The sequence below is a fragment of the Paenibacillus motobuensis genome, assembly GCF_039521865.1.
Lineage (GTDB): Bacteria > Bacillota > Bacilli > Paenibacillales > Paenibacillaceae > Fontibacillus > Fontibacillus motobuensis.
In genome coordinates this window covers 41,477-59,082 of sequence record NZ_BAAACX010000013.1, presented here as the reverse complement: position 1 = coordinate 59,082, position 17,606 = coordinate 41,477, and the positions used below count along the sequence as shown (strand labels likewise).

Annotated in this window: 12 protein-coding genes and 1 tRNA gene; 11 read left to right on the top strand and 2 right to left on the bottom strand. The window is 48.3% G+C overall.

The genetic code is table 11. The features are described from left to right. Positions 1-100: 100 nt before the first annotated feature. Both ABD014_RS14960 and ABD014_RS14955 read left to right on the top strand, forming a co-directional pair. Positions 101-2,407: a DUF4962 domain-containing protein gene (locus ABD014_RS14960; RefSeq protein ID WP_343862451.1), complete on the top strand. Its 2,307-nt coding sequence runs from the start codon at positions 101-103 to the stop codon at positions 2,405-2,407. A gap of 71 nt (positions 2,408-2,478) precedes the next feature. Continuing rightward, complete coding sequence (locus tag ABD014_RS14955) at positions 2,479-2,796, top strand: cupin domain-containing protein (protein WP_343862448.1); 318 nt, start codon at positions 2,479-2,481, stop codon at positions 2,794-2,796. A gap of 176 nt (positions 2,797-2,972) precedes the next feature. Here ABD014_RS14955 and ABD014_RS14950 read toward each other — a convergent pair whose 3' ends face one another. Beyond that, positions 2,973-4,433 carry a phospholipase D-like domain-containing protein gene (locus ABD014_RS14950; protein WP_343862446.1) on the bottom strand — a complete coding sequence of 487 codons (1,461 nt, stop codon included), beginning with the start codon at positions 4,431-4,433 and terminating at the stop codon, positions 2,973-2,975. A gap of 1,102 nt (positions 4,434-5,535) precedes the next feature. Beyond that, positions 5,536-5,609 (bottom strand) — tRNA-Arg (locus ABD014_RS14945). Between the two features lie 234 nt (positions 5,610-5,843). Between ABD014_RS14945 and ABD014_RS14940 the strand changes: the two genes are divergently transcribed. The 9 genes from ABD014_RS14940 (at position 5,844) to ABD014_RS14900 (ending at position 17,415) form a co-directional block, all read left to right on the top strand. Further along, positions 5,844-6,677, top strand: coding sequence for a hypothetical protein (locus ABD014_RS14940; protein WP_343862444.1), 834 nt, complete (start codon positions 5,844-5,846; stop codon positions 6,675-6,677). A 197-nt stretch (positions 6,678-6,874) separates the two neighbouring features. Continuing rightward, positions 6,875-8,221 (top strand): trigger factor, encoded by a 1,347-nt coding sequence (tig, locus tag ABD014_RS14935; RefSeq protein WP_343862442.1) that lies wholly within the window; start codon positions 6,875-6,877, stop codon positions 8,219-8,221. A gap of 283 nt (positions 8,222-8,504) precedes the next feature. After that, positions 8,505-9,089, top strand: coding sequence for an ATP-dependent Clp endopeptidase proteolytic subunit ClpP (clpP, locus tag ABD014_RS14930; RefSeq protein ID WP_068778145.1), 585 nt, complete (start codon positions 8,505-8,507; stop codon positions 9,087-9,089). Between the two features lie 19 nt (positions 9,090-9,108). After that, on the top strand, positions 9,109-10,365 hold the full coding sequence (gene clpX / locus ABD014_RS14925) for an ATP-dependent protease ATP-binding subunit ClpX (RefSeq protein WP_343862441.1): 1,257 nt from the start codon (positions 9,109-9,111) through the stop codon (positions 10,363-10,365). Between the two features lie 131 nt (positions 10,366-10,496). Next, positions 10,497-11,642 (top strand): flavodoxin-dependent (E)-4-hydroxy-3-methylbut-2-enyl-diphosphate synthase, encoded by a 1,146-nt coding sequence (ispG, locus tag ABD014_RS14920; RefSeq protein ID WP_343862440.1) that lies wholly within the window; start codon positions 10,497-10,499, stop codon positions 11,640-11,642. Positions 11,643-11,805: 163 nt separating this feature from the next. After that, complete coding sequence (gene lonB / locus ABD014_RS14915; protein ID WP_343862438.1) at positions 11,806-13,527, top strand: ATP-dependent protease LonB; 1,722 nt, start codon at positions 11,806-11,808, stop codon at positions 13,525-13,527. Between the two features lie 124 nt (positions 13,528-13,651). Beyond that, the gene (gene lon / locus ABD014_RS14910; RefSeq protein WP_343862436.1) at positions 13,652-15,988 is read left to right on the top strand and encodes an endopeptidase La; all 2,337 of its coding nucleotides are present in this window, start codon (positions 13,652-13,654) and stop codon (positions 15,986-15,988) included. Positions 15,989-16,004: 16 nt separating this feature from the next. Continuing rightward, complete coding sequence (gene yihA, locus ABD014_RS14905; RefSeq protein ID WP_343862433.1) at positions 16,005-16,622, top strand: ribosome biogenesis GTP-binding protein YihA/YsxC; 618 nt, start codon at positions 16,005-16,007, stop codon at positions 16,620-16,622. A 205-nt stretch (positions 16,623-16,827) separates the two neighbouring features. Continuing rightward, a complete protein-coding gene (locus ABD014_RS14900; RefSeq protein ID WP_343862431.1) occupies positions 16,828-17,415 on the top strand; it encodes a non-ribosomal peptide synthetase module in 588 nt (195 codons plus the stop codon). The last annotated feature ends 191 nt before the right edge of the window (positions 17,416-17,606 follow it).

Genomic DNA, 17,606 nt, shown 5'->3' with positions numbered 1-17,606 from the left:
ACAACAGCGATCGTAAGAACACTTCACCCGGCTGCCTTTCATCCGTACAAGATTAATTTTCAAAATCTATCAAAATAAGAGGATGGAGGCATGCTTTCTTATGAGCACCACGAATGCGTTGTACCAGCCTTTAAGTGGAGATTTGACGGTTCAATACCAGCCCGACGAAGAGACGAAGCTCTATGAGAATCCGCCGCGGTTCACATGGATTCCAGCCAAGCTGGAAGAGGATAAATATATGCTGGAGATCTCCACTACACCGGATTTCAGCCGGGAGCACACTCAATCGTATGGACCGGTTTCTTATAATTTTTTTACCCCTGATGCGGTGCTGTCGCCAGGGGACTATTATTGGCGTTATGCACTGATAGAGAGCACGGGCGAACTGTCGGACTGGAGCCAGGTAAGGAGGTTCGAGATTCCTGCCGGGCTACCGGAGACCCCCCTGGCTTCACGGGTCGACCGATATGTACAGGCTCAGACTGCACATCCCAGGTTATGGCTTCAGGCCGATCAGTTGGAAGCTTTCCGTGAAAGAATAGAGCATGACGCAGTGGGAGCTGGCTGGTCGGAATTTTACGAACGGTCAGTTCTACCCTGGGTCAGCCGGGATTTGATCGCGGAGCCGAAGCCATACCCGGGCAATCAGCGGACGGCTGCGCTGTGGCGACAGAGCTATCTGGATTGCCAGGAGGTGCTGTATGCAATCCGGCATCTGAGTATCGCCGCTGTCGTTCTGAAGGACGAACGCCTGGCTGATCAGGCCAAACGCTGGCTGCTGCATGCCACATCTTGGGATCCCAATGGCCCAACTAGCCGTGATTATAACGACGAGGCCGCCTTCCGCATCGCCGGTGCGCTCGCCTGGGGGTACGACTGGCTCTATGAAGAGCTGTCGGAGGATGAGCGCGGACTTGTGAGGAGCCAGCTCCTGCGCCGCACCCGCCAGGTTGCTGTTCATGTGATGGAACGCTCCAAAATCCATCATGTGCCTTATGACAGCCATGCCGTTCGCTCTCTTTCGTCTGTGCTGGTTCCTTGCTGCATCGCCTTATTAGACGATGAGGCGGATGTGAGAGAGTGGCTCGATTATACGGTGGAGTATTACTACACGCTGTTCTCCCCTTGGGGAGGGGAAGACGGCGGTTGGGCCGAAGGGCCGCATTATTGGACCACAGGTATGGCTTATTTGACCGAAGCGCTCGATTTGCTGAGAAACTTTGCTGGGCTGGACGTATTCCGGCGGCCATTTTTTCAGCGTACGGGAGATTTTCCGCTATACTGCTACAGCCCCGTCACCTCGACCCGTGCTTCGTTCGGTGATAATTCTTCGCTGGGGGACGGCTTCATCAAGAAAGCGGGCTATAATATGCGTCAGTATGCCGGAGTGACCGGCAACGGCTGGTATCAATGGTATTATGAACAGCTCAAGGACCGGAATCCGGAAGCGGATGAAATGTTTTATAACTATGGTTGGTGGGATTTCCGCTTCGACGAGATGCTGTACCGCTATAACTATCCGGTAGTTCCGGCGGTAGAGCCTGAAGGGATTGAGCCGGTCAAGTGGTTTCGAGATATCGGCTGGGTAGCGCTGCATTATCGGATGCATAATCCTGCGGAGCAAATAGCGCTGATCGCTAAGAGCAGTCGTTACGGCTCCGTTAGCCACAGCCACGGCGATCAAGGGGCGTTCCTGCTGCACGCCTTCGGCGAGCCGCTGGCGATAGAGAGCGGGTATTACATCGCTTTTAACAGCTCTATGCATATGAACTGGCGCAGGCAGACGCATTCCAAGAACGCCATTCTGATCGACGGTCAAGGTCAGTTTGCGGACATGAACAAGCCGCTGAATATTGCTGCCAGAGGAGAAGTGGAGGACGCCCGACGCCATAATGACTATTGCTATGTACGGATGAATCCGACGCAGGCTTATCTTGAGCATGTGCCCTATTTGAAACAGTATAAAAGGGAAATTTATTTTGTGAAGAACGCTTATTTCGTGATCGTAGATTCGATAGATCTGGAGCACCCGGGACGTGTGGCGTGGCTCTTTCACACACTCTATGAAATGGAGCTGAAGGGTCAGGCATTTCATGTTCATGGATGCAAGGCGGATATGGAGGGCCGATTTGTGTTCAGCTCCGCAGGGGATTTAACTTTGACCCAGTCTGACGAGTTTACAGGTGTTGATCCTGCGGAAATTGAAGGTCTCGCCAGGCACTGGCATCTGCGTGCCGAGACGCCGGCTGCGGCCTCGCACCGGATCGCCACGTTGCTTGTGCCGAAGCGGCATAGTGAGCGCGGGAAATATGTGTCCTATTTCATGGATGATCAAGGCTTCAGCTACAATCTCTATTTCACGGATCAGGGGCAGACGCAGAAAATCGAGATCGGCAAGGCCTTTTAATAGGGGTTGTCAGAAATAGGCATTCACTAGTGTTCATGTACAGGAATTACGTATAGAGGGGAGCATGTGAGATGAGTAACATCGGGAAATGGGAAAATGCCGAACCGGGTGTCACACGCAAAATTATGCAGCCAGGCGCGGCGCTGATGATGATGGAGGTTCATTTCGACACGGGGGCGGAGGGCTATGAGCATGCACATCCACATGAGCAGATGTCCTACTGCCTGAAGGGTCGAGTCGAATTTACGATTGAAGGACAGAAGACGGTTATTGCGGCCGGTGAGACGATTGTTATTCCGGGCGGAGCGAGACATGGTGCCAAAGCATTGGAGCCAAGCGCTCTGTTGGATTGTTTTACACCAGTACGGGAGGATTTGGTCAGAAGGTAATAGGCCCCAGGTAGAAACAGGCATCCCTATCGTGTCATGCTTGAGGATTGCTTAGTCACCATCATGTTATCTGAACAGCTATCGACCGAGACGAATTCGCCAAATAGAATATTCGTTAGCCTGCACAGAAGTGTTATATAGAAGAGGGGGCGTCTGATGCCCCCTTGTTTTGATTTTTATAGTAAGAACTTATACAGCCATGATATTTTCTGCAGCGGGTAGGAGATCCATTTTTTGTACCACGGGATGTCTCTTGGAGGAGTTTGCGAGTTCTCGGAATAGCCGTTCTTTTTGTCGTATACCAGAGAAGCGGTTTGGTAAGCACTCATATGATCTTCAAGCCGGTCATGGAACTGACGGCCGTGAACAACCAGCATTACCTCGGTATTAATGTAGGTGCTTCTTAGATCCAGATTGTAGGAGCCGACCGAGGATAGATCGTCATCAATCAAATAGGACTTTCCGTGTAACGAATGACCGCCTTGATATTCATAGATTTGATCAAAAGTATCTGCCAGAGCCGTCCGTGAGGCCAGGTAACTGGAATAAGCAAGCACATTAGGTGAAGAAGCCTGTGAGTTCGTGAGCAGACTGAATTGTTCAAGTTTATCTCCGACCTGTCTCAAGGTATTTTCCATGGACCGGTTCAAAACGGTATAAGGACTTTGGATAGTCACTTTATGATCGGCGTTCAGAATTAGTTCACTGAGTTGATACCATAGAAGAGGTTCTTTTTTCTGCGTATGGCTTGGATTGTGGATGAAGCTGATCTTTGCTGTAGGTACGGTGATTTTCTCTGCATTTATATGCTCGGATACGAGATAGGGTTTGTTGGCGATGAAATGCTGGTAAGTCTCAACCAATCTCTCCGTCTGCAGCTGTCCAGCAGCGGTTTGCACCGCAGATAATTTGCCGTAAGTATGCTTAGAGGTGTTCAGGCCCCATATTTCCTCAAAATACTGTTTTACCTGTGGAATAACGCTTCGAGCTGAATGGGATGTTCCGACAGCCGTGTTGTAGACCAGCACGTCCCGATCCAGACTATATGACTTGTTATACCCTTCCATCTCAAAGTATTTGTCCCCGATATTCCGTCCGCCAAGCAACACAAACTTATCATCAACAATGATGTATTTGTCATGCAGCCTCCCATTGAAGGTCCATGGTTTAAGCAGCTGCACGGGATTATAAAATTTCAGCTCGACATTCGGATTCTGCACCAATGCATAGGCCGTTGTCTTCGCTTGTCTTGTCAGGTGATGGGCAACTCCGTCAATCAGAAAGCGGACTTTAACTCCGCGGTTCGCAGCATCAAGCAGAGCACCGAAGAAGACTTGGGTGCTGTCGCCCCAATGGGTGGAGTAATACGATACATCTAGGCTGCTTTGGGCGGCATGAATCAGGCCAACACGCGCTTCCAGCCCAGCTTCTCCTATCTCCATAATTCCTGCTCTGTCCACGGAAGGGGCTTCAGAGCCGTAAAAGGATGCTGGATCAAAGCTATCCTTGAACTGTTGGTTCACTTCAGGAAAAAAAGCATAGGGTATGAGGCCGAATGCGACTATATAGAGTAAGTACAGCGTCAGACCGATCAGTCCGTATTTTAGCGTCCGTCGCTGCCATGTTTTCTTTTTCATAGTATCCTGCCTTTCTCTTTATGATCACCGTCGTTATCAAATTTTAACGGTCACCACATACGCTTAAATGCTGCAAACTGCCGCGAATAGGTGTTTTATCAGATAACATGAAGTTATGTCCGTTAAAAGTCATAATGTTCCAAATTACCATACTAAGAGGCTGCTATGTCCATTAGATTTCTTTACATTACGTACACCGCTAATTTAATTTCCAGAAATTTTCGTTAATCGCTTCTATAAAATCGCCATTCAAGGTGATGATCTCATTCATAATGGACGGCAGTTGAAAAGTTTCTGTTCAGCATAAACGGCGATAGGGTGTTTCGTTAGAGGTGGTCTGCCTGGTTTTAGTTATACTTCAGATTGGAAGCGGCTATTCGCGTCGTGCGTCGATAGAATCAATAGAAAGTTAACGCTATTGGCTGGTTACTTGTACTCTTTCTATTAGAATCGCTTGGGCTGCGTAGATGGGGATTGGACTGTCCGGATTAAGACCTATGATTAGGTATACGGAGTAACTGAGAAAAGGTCTCAGAAAAGTAGGGGGCGGGGGTAAAATAGAGTGCGAAAAGGGCTCCTTTAACATTGAAAGTTTCTGTAATTTTAGGCTCAGAAATCCTGGAACCAAAAATGAGATCATCGCCTTACCGAGATCGCACCCATCAAGCGGTCAAAAATGACCGTTACAGCAAGAAAAAACAAACTAAGCGTTTCTAACGGACACTTTTGACCGTTAGAAACAAAAATGCGGTTTTCTGCGGCGTTTTCCCCTTGTAACGGACAATTATGTCCATTACAAGGGCAGCGAACTAGAAAATTGGCGCTAACGGTCAAAAATGTCCGAGTGATCAGGGCAAACGTGGAGATATCCATATTTAGAGGCATATAGGGGCACGCAAAAGTACATTTCAAAGTCGGAGATTGAACTTTTAAGCCTCCCCTTGTCATGATAAACCCCGGTGGGGTACTCGCGCCTTCGGCGCGAGACTGCGTTTGCCCCACCATGCTGCTGCAGACGGTTTCACTTCGACGAACCCCCAAGGGGTTCTCATCCCGAGGGACGCAAAAAAAGCCCAGTTCAATGAACTGGACTCCTTTTTTACGTCCCAGAAGGGATTCGAACCCCTGACCGACGGCTTAGAAGGCCGTTGCTCTATCCTGCTGAGCTACTGGGACAAAACAAAGCAAGCAAAAAGTATCATAACATATCGAGGGGGAGTTAGGCAACAATAGATTTTAAACGGATTTTGAGTCTATTTTTTGTCCTGTACAAAGTCTATGCTATAATTTCAAATAAATTGCTTCGGAAGAAAGGGGGCTGCTGCTATTAACAACTTACGGCCCGATGAAAAGGATAATGTTTTTCTATTCCCGAAAACTTTAGATTATTACCAAATTGAACTCACCAGGATGCTGGAACGGGAACAATACAAAGAGGCAGCAGGCCTTCTGCGGTTTTTACTGCAGTGTCAAGGAATGGAGCAGAGGAACTATGAAGAGTGGCAGGCTTTGCTGGACTGGCTGATCAGCGCTTTTCCAGGATTGCAGGAAGAATCACTGGAGGACGAGGAGGCCGGATTTGCCGACCAGGCCGAAGAAGAAATGGCCAGACAGCATGTTCAGGCCAAAGCGGCCGGGGATAAAGAATATGCGGCCAAGCTGCTTCAGACCGTAACAGGTCAGCCGTTGTCGGAACAGACCTTTCTAGCATTGGATCAGCTCTCTTACCTAGAGTCGTCTGATGTGGATGAAGTTCTCGTTCAATGGCTTGGACGCCAGAAGCTGCATCCTTTGCTGCAATATAGAGTTCTACAAACCCTGCGGCGTAGGGGGAAGACCGGACACGTTACATTTCTGCGCACAGGAGAGCGGGTCGAGATTGATGTAGAATCGGTGCCGCTAAGGCCGGAGGATTTTCCGTCCTCGATTCAGAGCATTTTGGAGCGGGTTGGTGACCAGACACAGGTTCATGATCCAACACTCTTCTACTTCGCCCAGGAGCTTTGGTTCCAGTTCGTGATGGCTATTTACGGGACCATGGATTATCGCTCTATGCTGGCCGAAGAGGATGATATCATCGATATTTGGGCTGCTGCTTTGCATCAGATCGTGTCGGATACCTTGCCGGGTGGTCAAGATGATGAGGAAATTCGCGCTTTATATGGAATCACGGATCATTTAAGACTGCGCTTTGAACAGGCGTATCGTTCGATGCGTCAGTTTGCAAGTTTCGGGTTAAAATAAGACAAGGTATATTTAAGCACGGTGGCGATCCTTTCCAGTCTTTTGCAGGCTCTTGTAAAAAGATATATTGTTGTTTATAATGGAATGGTTATTCTGAACGTGGAATAAGGACAGCTATACTGGAACCTTGATAGCTGCTTTATCGCGATTCGGTTTCAGTTCTTTAGTATATATGAATTTTGGAGGGGAAGGCATAAATGAAAGCGACTTGGGAGAAAATAGAAAAAAACCTCGGCGTTCTCGAGGTTGAAGTTGAGGCAGAACGCGTAGCCTCTGCATTGGATAAAGCTTTTCAAAAAGTAGTGAAGAAGATCAACGTTCCTGGATTCCGTAAAGGTAAAGTACCTCGGTCGATCTTTGAAGCTCGTTTTGGTGTAGAAAGCTTGTACCAAGATGCAATCGATATTTTACTTCCAGAAGTATACACAGAAGCGATCGATGAAACTAACATTTTCCCAGTAGATCGTCCAGAAGTAGACGTAGAGCAATTTGAAAAGGGACAACCTTTCAAATTCAAAGCAAAAGTAACGGTTAAACCTGAAGTTACGCTTGGCGACTACAAAGGAGTCGAGGTAGCAGCAATCAACACTGAAGTTAGCGAAGAAGAGCTGAACGAAGAGCTCACTCGTATGCAAGAACGTCACGCTGAGTTGGTTGTTATCGATGAAGAAGCAGCACAAAATGGCGATGTTACAGTAATCGACTTCGATGGTTCCGTTGATGGAGTTCCTTTCGAAGGCGGCAAAGGCGAGCGCTATTCGCTTGAGCTTGGAAGCAACTCGTTCATTCCTGGCTTTGAAGACCAAGTTGTTGGCATGGCAACTGGCGACTTCAAGGATGTAACGGTTACTTTCCCTGAGACTTATCATGCAGAAGAGCTTGCTGGTAAGGAAGCCGTATTCAAAGTGAAAGTACATGAAATCAAACGTAAACAACTGCCTGAGCTTGACGATGAATTCGCTAAGGATGTTAGTGAATTTGATACACTCGACGAGTACAAGGAAGATTTGAAGAAACAGATCGCCGCTCGTAAAGAGAACGAAGGCAAGGCAGCTCGTGAATCAGCTGTTGTAGAAGCTGTCGGAGCCAACGCTGAGGTTGAAATTCCTGAAGCTATGGTTCAAACAGAAGTACAAAACATGGTTCGTGACTTCGACAACCGCCTTCGCGCTCAAGGTATGAACCTTGACCTGTTCTTGAACTTCTCCGGCCAAACGATCGAAGATCTGCAAGGACAAATGAAAGCTGACGCTGAGAAACGCGTTCGCAACAATCTCGTTCTTGAGCAAATTGCTAAGGCTGAGAAGATTGAAGCAACTGAAGAAGAAATCACTAAAGAACTTGCGGACATGTCCGATGCATACAAGCGCTCCCCAGAAGAGATCCGCAACATTCTTGCAGCAAACGGTGCTTTGAGCAGCTTGAACGAAGAAGTGCTCTTGCGCAAGACGATCGAATTCCTTCTTGCCAACAGCAAGGAAGTTCCTGCTGAGCAACTGGCTGCAAAGTCAGAAGCTAAAGAAGAAGCGGCCCAAGAAAACTAAGGCGAATATCGATTCCCTTGAGCATCTAGATAACGGCGATAATTCGTCGTAACATAACACCGCAACCTTTAAATGTTAAGGCACGTATATTAAATGCGTGCCTTAATTTTTCACCTTTTTGCAATACATTTATTTCCAATTGCTTTCAGACAAGCTCCAGGGTATATATTCTCTTTCTGAGGTCATAAACTGTATCGTGTGAAAAATGACATAGACCTTTGAACGTGATAAAATACTTGATGAGAGCAGCAAATAAAATTGAAAAAGAAATGAGGTTGGTCGCATGAGTCTGGTTCCAATGGTCGTTGAACAAACAAATCGGGGTGAACGGTCTTACGATATTTACTCAAGACTGCTCAAGGATCGCATCATTTTTCTCAGCAGCGCGATAGATGATGAAGTTGCCAATCTCGTGATTGCCCAATTGCTGTTTTTGACAGCGGAAGATCCTGAAAAGGACATCCATCTGTACATTAACTCGCCCGGTGGATCAGTTACAGCCGGAATGGGTATATATGATACAATGCAATATATTAAGCCTGACGTCTCCACGATCTGTGTGGGAATGGCAGCAAGCATGGGTTCATTGTTGCTTACAGCAGGCGCGCCTGGCAAGCGCTTTGCGCTGCCGAACAGCGAGGTAATGATTCATCAGCCGCTTGGAGGAGTTCGAGGTCAAGCTACTGATATCAAAATACATGCTGACTGGATTATTAAGACCAGAGAGAAGTTGAATCAGATCTACGTAGATCGTACGGGTCAACCCCTGGACAAAATTCAGCGCGACACAGACCGCGATTTCTTCATGAGCGCGGAAGAAGCGAAGGCTTACGGGATTATTGATAAGGTGATTTATCAAGCCCATTAAATGTTAAAGGGGTGTTTACATGTTTAAATTCAACGATGAGAAAGGGCAGTTGAAATGTTCGTTCTGCGGCAAATCGCAGGATCAGGTTCGTAAGCTTGTTGCCGGACCTGGCGTTTATATATGTGATGAATGTATTGAACTCTGCACGGAGATCGTTGAGGAAGAATTGGGACACGAAGAGGAATTGGACCTCAAAGAGATTCCAAAACCGAGAGAAATTCGTGAAATTCTCGATCAGTATGTCATCGGTCAAGATCAAGCAAAAAAATCTTTGTCTGTAGCAGTTTACAATCACTACAAGCGTGTTAATACACAGAGTAAGATTGAAGATGTAGAATTGCAAAAGAGTAACATTTTGCTCCTGGGACCTACGGGTTCCGGTAAAACATTACTTGCACAGACGATGGCCAAAATTTTGAACGTTCCGTTTGCCATTGCAGACGCTACTTCATTAACCGAAGCTGGTTATGTTGGCGAAGATGTAGAGAATATTCTACTTAAACTGATCCAGGCTGCCGATTATGATGTGGAGAAGGCGGAACGCGGAATTATTTATATCGATGAGATCGATAAAGTAGCACGCAAATCCGAGAATCCTTCGATCACTCGCGATGTATCTGGTGAAGGTGTGCAGCAGGCACTCTTGAAGATTCTTGAAGGTACAGTTGCTTCTGTTCCCCCACAAGGTGGACGCAAGCATCCGCATCAGGAATTCATTCAGATTGATACAACGAATATCCTGTTTATTTGCGGCGGTGCTTTTGATGGCCTCGAGCAAATGATCAAGCGCCGGATTGGCAAGAAGGTCATCGGCTTTAATGCGGCAAGCGAAGGCCAAAAGGACCTCAAGCCTGGCGAATATTTGACCATGGTATTGCCAGAGGATCTGCTTAAATTCGGATTGATTCCAGAATTTGTCGGCCGTCTGCCGGTTATCTCGACTTTGGAGCCGCTCGATGAGAGCTCTCTGGTTCGTATTCTATCCGAGCCGAAGAACGCACTCGTGAAGCAATATCAGAAGATGCTGGAGCTCGACAACGTGAATCTGCGTTTTGAACCTAAGGCCCTTGAAGCGATCGCCCGTGAAGCAATCAAGCGGAATACCGGGGCGCGCGGACTGCGGGCAATCATTGAAGGCATCATGCTGGACGTTATGTATGAGGTTCCGTCTAGAGATGACGTCGAGGATTGCGTCATTACCGAGCAGGTCGTTGAAGAGAAGACGATTCCTGAACTCGGAGCGAAGAAGAACAAGAAGCAAGAAGAGAGCGCATAATCAGAATAATACAGCGTTGTGAACGCTGCTAAATAAAAGTCAATCCCTCCACCTTTGTATTTGGCGCAGTCTCTTTTTCGAGCGCGTTCCTTAACAGGGGTGGAGCTTTGACGTTATGGGAGAGACGTGAAATGACATTCTTGAGACAAGATACACGTCCGGTCAAAGTAGGTAATTTGACGATCGGCGGTAGCGACGAAGTAATCATTCAGAGTATGTGCACGACCAAGACGGCAGATGTTGCCGCAACGGTAGCCGAGATTCTCCGTCTCGAAGAAGCAGGTTGCCAAATGGTACGTGTAACCGTCAATAATGAGGAAGCGGCTGCTGCAATCAAGGAGATCAAGAAGCAGATTCATATTCCTCTTGTTGCTGATATTCATTTCAACTATAAGCTTGCGCTGCAAGCTATTGAGAACGGAATTGATAAGGTCCGTATTAATCCCGGCAATATCGGGCGTCGCGAGAAGGTTGAAGCGGTCGTGAATGCCTGTAAGGAGAAGGGGATCCCCATTCGTATCGGCGTAAATGCCGGATCTCTGGAGCAGCATTTACTTGATAAATACGGCTATCCGACACCGGAAGCTATGGTGGAGAGCGCGCTGTATCATATCGGAATTCTGGAGGAACTGGATTTCCACGACATTATCGTGTCGTTGAAGGCTTCGGATGTACCTATGGCGATTGAGGCTTATACGAAGGCGGCTGAAGTCATTCCGTATCCGTTGCATTTGGGTATCACAGAAGCGGGTACTTTGTTCGCAGGAACCGTGAAAAGTGCAGCAGGGATCGGCGCATTGCTCTCGCGTGGAATCGGATCGACGCTGCGGATTTCGCTTAGTGCGGACCCGGTAGAAGAAGTCAAGGTAGCACGCGAGTTGCTGAAGTCATTCGGTCTCATTGCCAATGCGCCTACACTTGTATCCTGCCCGACTTGCGGACGGCTGGATATTGATTTGTTCAGTATTGCTAACGAAGTAGAAGAATATCTCTCGAGCCTGAAGGTGCCTATCAAGGTATCGGTGCTTGGATGTGCGGTCAACGGCCCTGGTGAAGCCCGGGAAGCGGATATCGGGATCGCCGGAGCACGCGGCGAAGGAATGCTATTCCGATATGGGGAGATGGTTCGCAAGGTTCCGGAGGCGGAACTTGTCTCCGAGTTGAAGAAGGAGATCGACCATATTGCTAAGGTATTTGAAGAGACAGGGGAGATTCCCGGACGCAAAGAACATCAGGCGAAGATTGCTGCTAAGCTGAAGGAAAACGCCGGTGTATAATATAGAATAGAATCGATTATTAACCGTAAGCGGCAGTATTGCAGCTTACGGTTTTTGCTTTTACTGACAATTTTAAAGCTTATCTGCGTTTTATGACTGAGTGAAAGGGCAATACTACCCTTATAATCATGTATCAGTCGAAGTGTGGGAGGCTTAACGAATTATGGAACTGAGTGTCATTCTAATGTCCGTACAAATGTTTTTTGCGGTGGTGATCGGGCTATACTTCTGGAATCAGTTGCGCAGCCAGAAGGGCAATCGCAGTGCGGTTGACCGCGAGTCGCGGAAAGAGATGGAGAAGCTGCGCAAGCTGCGGGCGATTTCGTTAACGAAGCCGCTGGCTGAACGGACAAGGCCTGCTTCATTAGGTGATATTGTCGGTCAGAAGGACGGGCTTCGCGCGCTGAAAGCGGCGCTGTGCAGTGCGAATCCGCAGCATGTGATTATCTATGGGCCGCCTGGAGTTGGCAAGACGGCTGCTGCTCGCGTTGTGATGGAAGAGGCTAAGAAGAATCCTGTCTCTCCCTTCAAAGTGGATGCTAAATTCTTTGAAATTGATGCGACTATCGCCCGGTTTGATGAGCGGGGCATTGCCGATCCGCTAATCGGTTCGGTTCATGACCCGATCTATCAGGGAGCCGGGGCTATGGGGGTAGCAGGGATTCCCCAGCCTAAGCCGGGAGCAGTGACGAAGGCGCATGGTGGAATTTTGTTCATAGACGAGATTGGTGAATTACATTCGATGCAGATGAATAAACTGCTAAAAGTACTAGAGGATCGCAAGGTTTACCTGGAGAGTGCTTATTACAGTTCTGAGGATTCGAATACACCAGCCTATATCCATGATATTTTTCAAAATGGGCTTCCCGCGGATTTCAGGCTGGTTGGAGCAACGACCCGTTCGCCGCAAGAGATTCCGCCAGCACTCAGATCACGTTGTATGGAAATTTATTTCCGCCCGCTTCTTCCTGAGGAGATTGCGCAAATTGCTGACGATGCGATTAAGCGAATCGGCTTCCAGCCTTGTCCCGAGGCGGTTGAGGTGATTACGAAATACGCTACGAACGGACGCGAAGCTGTTAATATGGTTCAGCTAGCCGTTGGCCTGGCGTTGACGGAGAAGCGGGATCATTTGCTCGCCTCTGACTTGGAGTGGGTGGCAACCAGCAGCCAGTTATCGCCTAGACCCGAACGGAAGATTCCATCTCGCTCCGAGGTGGGCGTTGTGAATGGTCTGGCTGTTTACGGGCCAAATCAGGGTACGTTGCTGGAGATCGAGGCAACCGCAATTCCAGTGGAGAAAGGGCAAGGCAACTTCACGATCACAGGTGTTGTGGATGAGGAGGAGCTTGGCGGTGGAAGCCGAACACTGCGCCGCAAGAGCATGGCCAAGGGCTCGGTCGAGAATGTCTTGACGGTCATGAAGCGAATCGGTCTTGACGTCAGCAAGTATGATATTCATATTAACTTCCCAGGAGGAACACCGATCGATGGTCCATCCGCGGGGCTTGCTATTGCTACGGCTGTCGCTTCGGCTATCAAATCGATCCCGGTGGATCATCGAATTGCGATGACCGGGGAACTGGGCATTTACGGCAATGCCAAACCGGTTGGCGGTGTTGTTGCCAAGGTAGAGGCTGCTTTTCAAGCAGGAGCCACGACAGTTCTGATCCCGAAAGAGAATTGGCAGTCTTTATTTGAAGGTCTGGATGGGCTGAGAGTTATACCTGTTGAGTCAATAAACGAGGTGTTCCAGCATGTATTCGGGCCGGAAATGAAGAAGGACCTAGGGCTTATATCTGGTGAAGAGGAGATCTTTGCTCCTGTGGCATCGCCGGCTCCATTCCTCCATGCCGAGTCGCCTTCTCCGAACACTTCCATGTGAAGGAGTTGTACCACTTCTCCCTTTGGCGGCTGCCTTTGTGCAGCCGTTCTTCATTGGTGTTTTCATGTAACATTTGCTAAAATATGAATGATATCTTACGAGAACGACTGGAGGTGCGAAAGCGATGGGACCTCATAAAAACAAAGGCCGTCGTTTTCCTCTATTGCCTTTGCGTGGTTTACTCGTCTATCCAAGCATGGTACTGCATTTGGATGTTGGACGGGAGAAATCCGTAAAAGCGTTAGAAAAAGCGATGGTTGACGACAATTTGATTCTCCTATGTTCTCAATCTGAAGTGAACATTGAAGAACCAACGCAAGAAGATATATTTCGAATCGGCACGGTAGCAAAGGTCCGGCAAATGCTGAAGCTCCCCAACGGAACAATCAGAGTTCTGGTTGAAGGTATGGAACGTGCTGAGATTATGGAATATTTGGATAATGAAGAGTATTACGAGGTCATTGCGGTCGAGAGACCGGAAATCGAGCCTGCGGAGCCTGAAGTGGATGCTCTAATGCGCACGGTGCTGACTCAATTCGAACATTATATTAACTTATCCAAGAAAGTAACACCCGAGACTCTAGCGGCAGTCTCCGATATTGAGGAGGCCGGGCGGCTGGCTGACGTTATTACGAGTCACCTGTCTCTGAAAATCAAGGATAAGCAGGAAATCCTCGAGACGATCGATGTAAGGGAGCGTCTAGAGAAGCTGCTCGATATTCTGAATAATGAGCGCGAAGTACTTGAGCTTGAACGGAAGATCAGCCAGCGCGTCAAGAAGCAGATGGAGAAGACACAGAAGGAATATTATCTGCGCGAGCAGATGAAGGCGATACAGAAGGAGCTCGGCGAGAAGGAAGGCCGTGCCGGAGAGGTCGAGGAGCTTCGCTCTCAACTTGAAGCCAAGACTTTGCCGGATGCGGTTCGAGAGAAGACGCTCAAGGAGATAGATCGGCTCGAGAAAATGCCAATCAGTTCTGCGGAAGGTGGAGTAATCCGCAATTACGTCGATTGGTTGCTGAGTCTGCCTTGGGATCAGCAGAGTGAAGATGATCTGGATCTTGCCAAGGCAGAGCATGTGCTTGATGAAGATCATTACGGTCTGGATAAGCCGAAGGAGCGGGTGCTTGAATATTTGGCGGTGCAAAAGCTTGTCAAGAAGCTGAAAGGTCCGATTCTATGCCTTGTTGGTCCGCCAGGGGTCGGGAAGACCTCGCTGGCTCGTTCTATTGCTCGGTCACTCGGACGCCAATTCGTACGCGTCTCTCTCGGCGGCGTCCGTGATGAGGCGGAGATTCGCGGGCATAGAAGAACCTATGTAGGTGCTATGCCAGGCAGAATCATTCAAGGAATGAAGACGGCGGGTTCGCTAAATCCGGTGTTCTTGCTTGACGAGATCGACAAGATGGCCTCGGACTTCCGCGGTGATCCGTCAGCAGCCCTGTTGGAAGTGCTCGATCCGGAACAGAATAATACGTTCAGCGATCATTTTATCGAAGTACCATTCGATTTATCCAACGTGATGTTCATTACGACGGCAAATGCAGCTCATAACATCCCACGGCCGCTGCTCGACCGGATGGAGATGCTGTTCATTCCTGGTTATACGGAGCTGGAGAAGCTGCAGATTGCTACACGCTATCTTCTGCCGAAGCAGAAGCGCGAGCACGGGCTGGAGCCGGAGCAGCTGAAGATTGATGAGTCCGCACTACTGAAGACGATCCGTGAATATACCCGGGAGTCTGGAGTAAGAAATCTGGAGCAGCAGGTAGCGGCTCTGTGCCGTAAGGCTGCCAAGAAAATCGTCTCCGAGGGGATCGAATGCCTGGAGATTACGGAGGATCAGATCAAGGATTATTTGGGGATTCCCAAATTCCGCTATGGTGTAGCCGAGTTGGAGGATCAGATTGGTATGGTGACCGGATTGGCCTGGACCGAGGTTGGCGGGGAGACCCTGCTGATTGAAGTAACAGTTGTTCCTGGCAGCGGCAAGCTGATTCTGACCGGGAAGCTGGGCGATGTGATGAAGGAGTCGGCCCAAGCAGCCTTCAGTTATACCCGATCCAAAGCGGAGGAACTGGGGATTCCAGCTGACTTCCATGAGAAGAATGATGTTCACATCCATATTCCGGAGGGAGCGATTCCTAAGGATGGGCCTTCGGCAGGAATTACGATTGCAACGGCTCTGATCTCGGCTCTGACAGGTCGTCATGTCTCCAAGGATATCGCGATGACTGGCGAGATTACTTTGCGGGGCAGGGTTCTGCCAATCGGTGGATTGAAGGAGAAGTCCTTAGCGGCTCATCGAGCCGGTTACAAGAAAATATTGCTGCCCAAGGATAATGAACGCGATCTGCGCGATATCCCGGACAGCGTGAAGGAAGATATTGAATTTGTGCCTGTGGCGCATATGGACCAGGTTTTGAGGCATGCGCTCGTTGAACAAAGCGGGTTGCAATAGAGAGGAATTTGAACGAATGAAAGTAACGAATGCAGAATTTGTGATTAGCGCTGTAGGCCCGAGTGGCTATCCTCAGGACGCCTTGCCAGAGATTGCTCTGGCAGGGCGTTCCAACGTGGGCAAATCATCGCTTATTAACAAGATGATTAATCGCAAGAATTTGGCTCGAACGAGTTCAACGCCAGGGAAGACCCAGCATCTGAATTATTATCGGATCAATAATGAGCTCTACTTCGTTGACTTGCCAGGTTATGGCTATGCCAAAGTCTCCAAGACCCAGCGGCAGGTATGGGGAGCTATGATCGAGAAGTATTTGCTTGAGCGTGAGACACTACGTTTGATCATACTGGTGATCGATCTGAGACATCCGCCTAGCAAGGATGACGAGATGATGTATGACTGGCTCAAGCATTATGATTCGCCAGTGTGCATCGTCGCCACGAAAGCGGACAAGATCCCGCGTTCCCGTTGGCAGAAGCATATCAAGATCATCAAGGAAGCGCTTGTCATGCGCGGTGGCGATAAGCTGATTATGTTCTCCTCAGAGACGGGGATTGGCAAAGACGAGCTATGGGCACATATTGCTGGGTTTACCCATCCGAACGAGCCTGAGGCAGAGAAAATCGAAGAATAAACGAATGCCATTTTCAACGGATTAAGAAGGGATTCGGAGAACACCCGGTAGGAAAGTGAGAATGTTGGGGGATTTTTGCAGTTAAAAACTGCTTATTCCGTTTTTTTCTGAAAAATGGCTGGAATTCACGGTTTAATGGCTGAGCAAATTCTTTAACGAGTAGTGTATAATTATTATAATCGTTAAAAGAATTGAGGAGATTTTTATGGCTCAGCGGTTAGCCACAGAATATGTCAATGCCAGTTTGCGTTTGTCAGAAGCTCAGATGTCACAGTTTGTTCATAAGGTTTATGATCCCCATGTCCGTCAGAGAGTGAAAGTACTTGAGAACGGAAGCCACGAGGTTGTACTTGAGGATGACGGGGGTGAAGAAGTCTGTCTGCCTTTTGACCGTAGGGACGGTTATTACGTCTGTGAACTGTCTTTCCGCTTGGAACAACCACATTTAACGAACGTAATGAGACTTTTGTTCTCTGCTTTTAAAGGTTCTGGCCTGGTAACCAGAGTATATAGTGGATTCATGATGATGTATTATTATCAAGAAGGCCGCGTTCGCAAGATCGTGGAATATTCCCGTGACTCTTATAAGCTCGTATTTGAGCATAAGGATACGGCGGGTAGGCTGCAGCGACTGTACCACAACAATGATGTGGAGCAGGAGATCAGTGGTATTCAAGAGAGCATCAATGCTTTGCTAGACTCGCGTTTTGTAACGAATGATCCCGTGGTGGTTAATCAAATTGACGATCAGCTTCGCGAGCATTCACGGCGGTTGTTCGTCCTGGAAGCCTAGAGCTTTCAAGGGGGATGATCATCTTTTTGATCTAGTCACCAACAGAACTGCAATCACATAAATTACTAATGTAGGCTACCCTTTAGCTAGGGTAGCTTTTTTGCTGGCACGGCTGGGCACAGCTGTAAAAAAAAGTGTTGCATTTGTCTACAATAGATGGTATTTTTAATCTCGTTGAAAACAATATAGGA

What these genes read in the sequence shown, in the direction of transcription:
- ABD014_RS14960 (WP_343862451.1), top strand. Translation starts at nt 101, where the DNA reads ATGAGCACCACGAATGCGTTGTACCAGCCTTTAAGTGGAGATTTGACG.
- clpP (WP_068778145.1), top strand. Translation starts at nt 8,505, where the DNA reads ATGAGTCTGGTTCCAATGGTCGTTGAACAAACAAATCGGGGTGAACGG.
- tig (WP_343862442.1), top strand. Translation starts at nt 6,875, where the DNA reads ATGAAAGCGACTTGGGAGAAAATAGAAAAAAACCTCGGCGTTCTCGAG.
- yihA (WP_343862433.1), top strand. Translation starts at nt 16,005, where the DNA reads ATGAAAGTAACGAATGCAGAATTTGTGATTAGCGCTGTAGGCCCGAGT.
- lon (WP_343862436.1), top strand. Translation starts at nt 13,652, where the DNA reads ATGGGACCTCATAAAAACAAAGGCCGTCGTTTTCCTCTATTGCCTTTG.
- ABD014_RS14950 (WP_343862446.1), bottom strand. Translation starts at nt 4,433, where the DNA reads ATGAAAAAGAAAACATGGCAGCGACGGACGCTAAAATACGGACTGATC.
- ABD014_RS14955 (WP_343862448.1), top strand. Translation starts at nt 2,479, where the DNA reads ATGAGTAACATCGGGAAATGGGAAAATGCCGAACCGGGTGTCACACGC.
- ABD014_RS14940 (WP_343862444.1), top strand. Translation starts at nt 5,844, where the DNA reads ATGCTGGAACGGGAACAATACAAAGAGGCAGCAGGCCTTCTGCGGTTT.
- clpX (WP_343862441.1), top strand. Translation starts at nt 9,109, where the DNA reads ATGTTTAAATTCAACGATGAGAAAGGGCAGTTGAAATGTTCGTTCTGC.
- lonB (WP_343862438.1), top strand. Translation starts at nt 11,806, where the DNA reads ATGGAACTGAGTGTCATTCTAATGTCCGTACAAATGTTTTTTGCGGTG.
- ispG (WP_343862440.1), top strand. Translation starts at nt 10,497, where the DNA reads ATGACATTCTTGAGACAAGATACACGTCCGGTCAAAGTAGGTAATTTG.
- ABD014_RS14900 (WP_343862431.1), top strand. Translation starts at nt 16,828, where the DNA reads ATGGCTCAGCGGTTAGCCACAGAATATGTCAATGCCAGTTTGCGTTTG.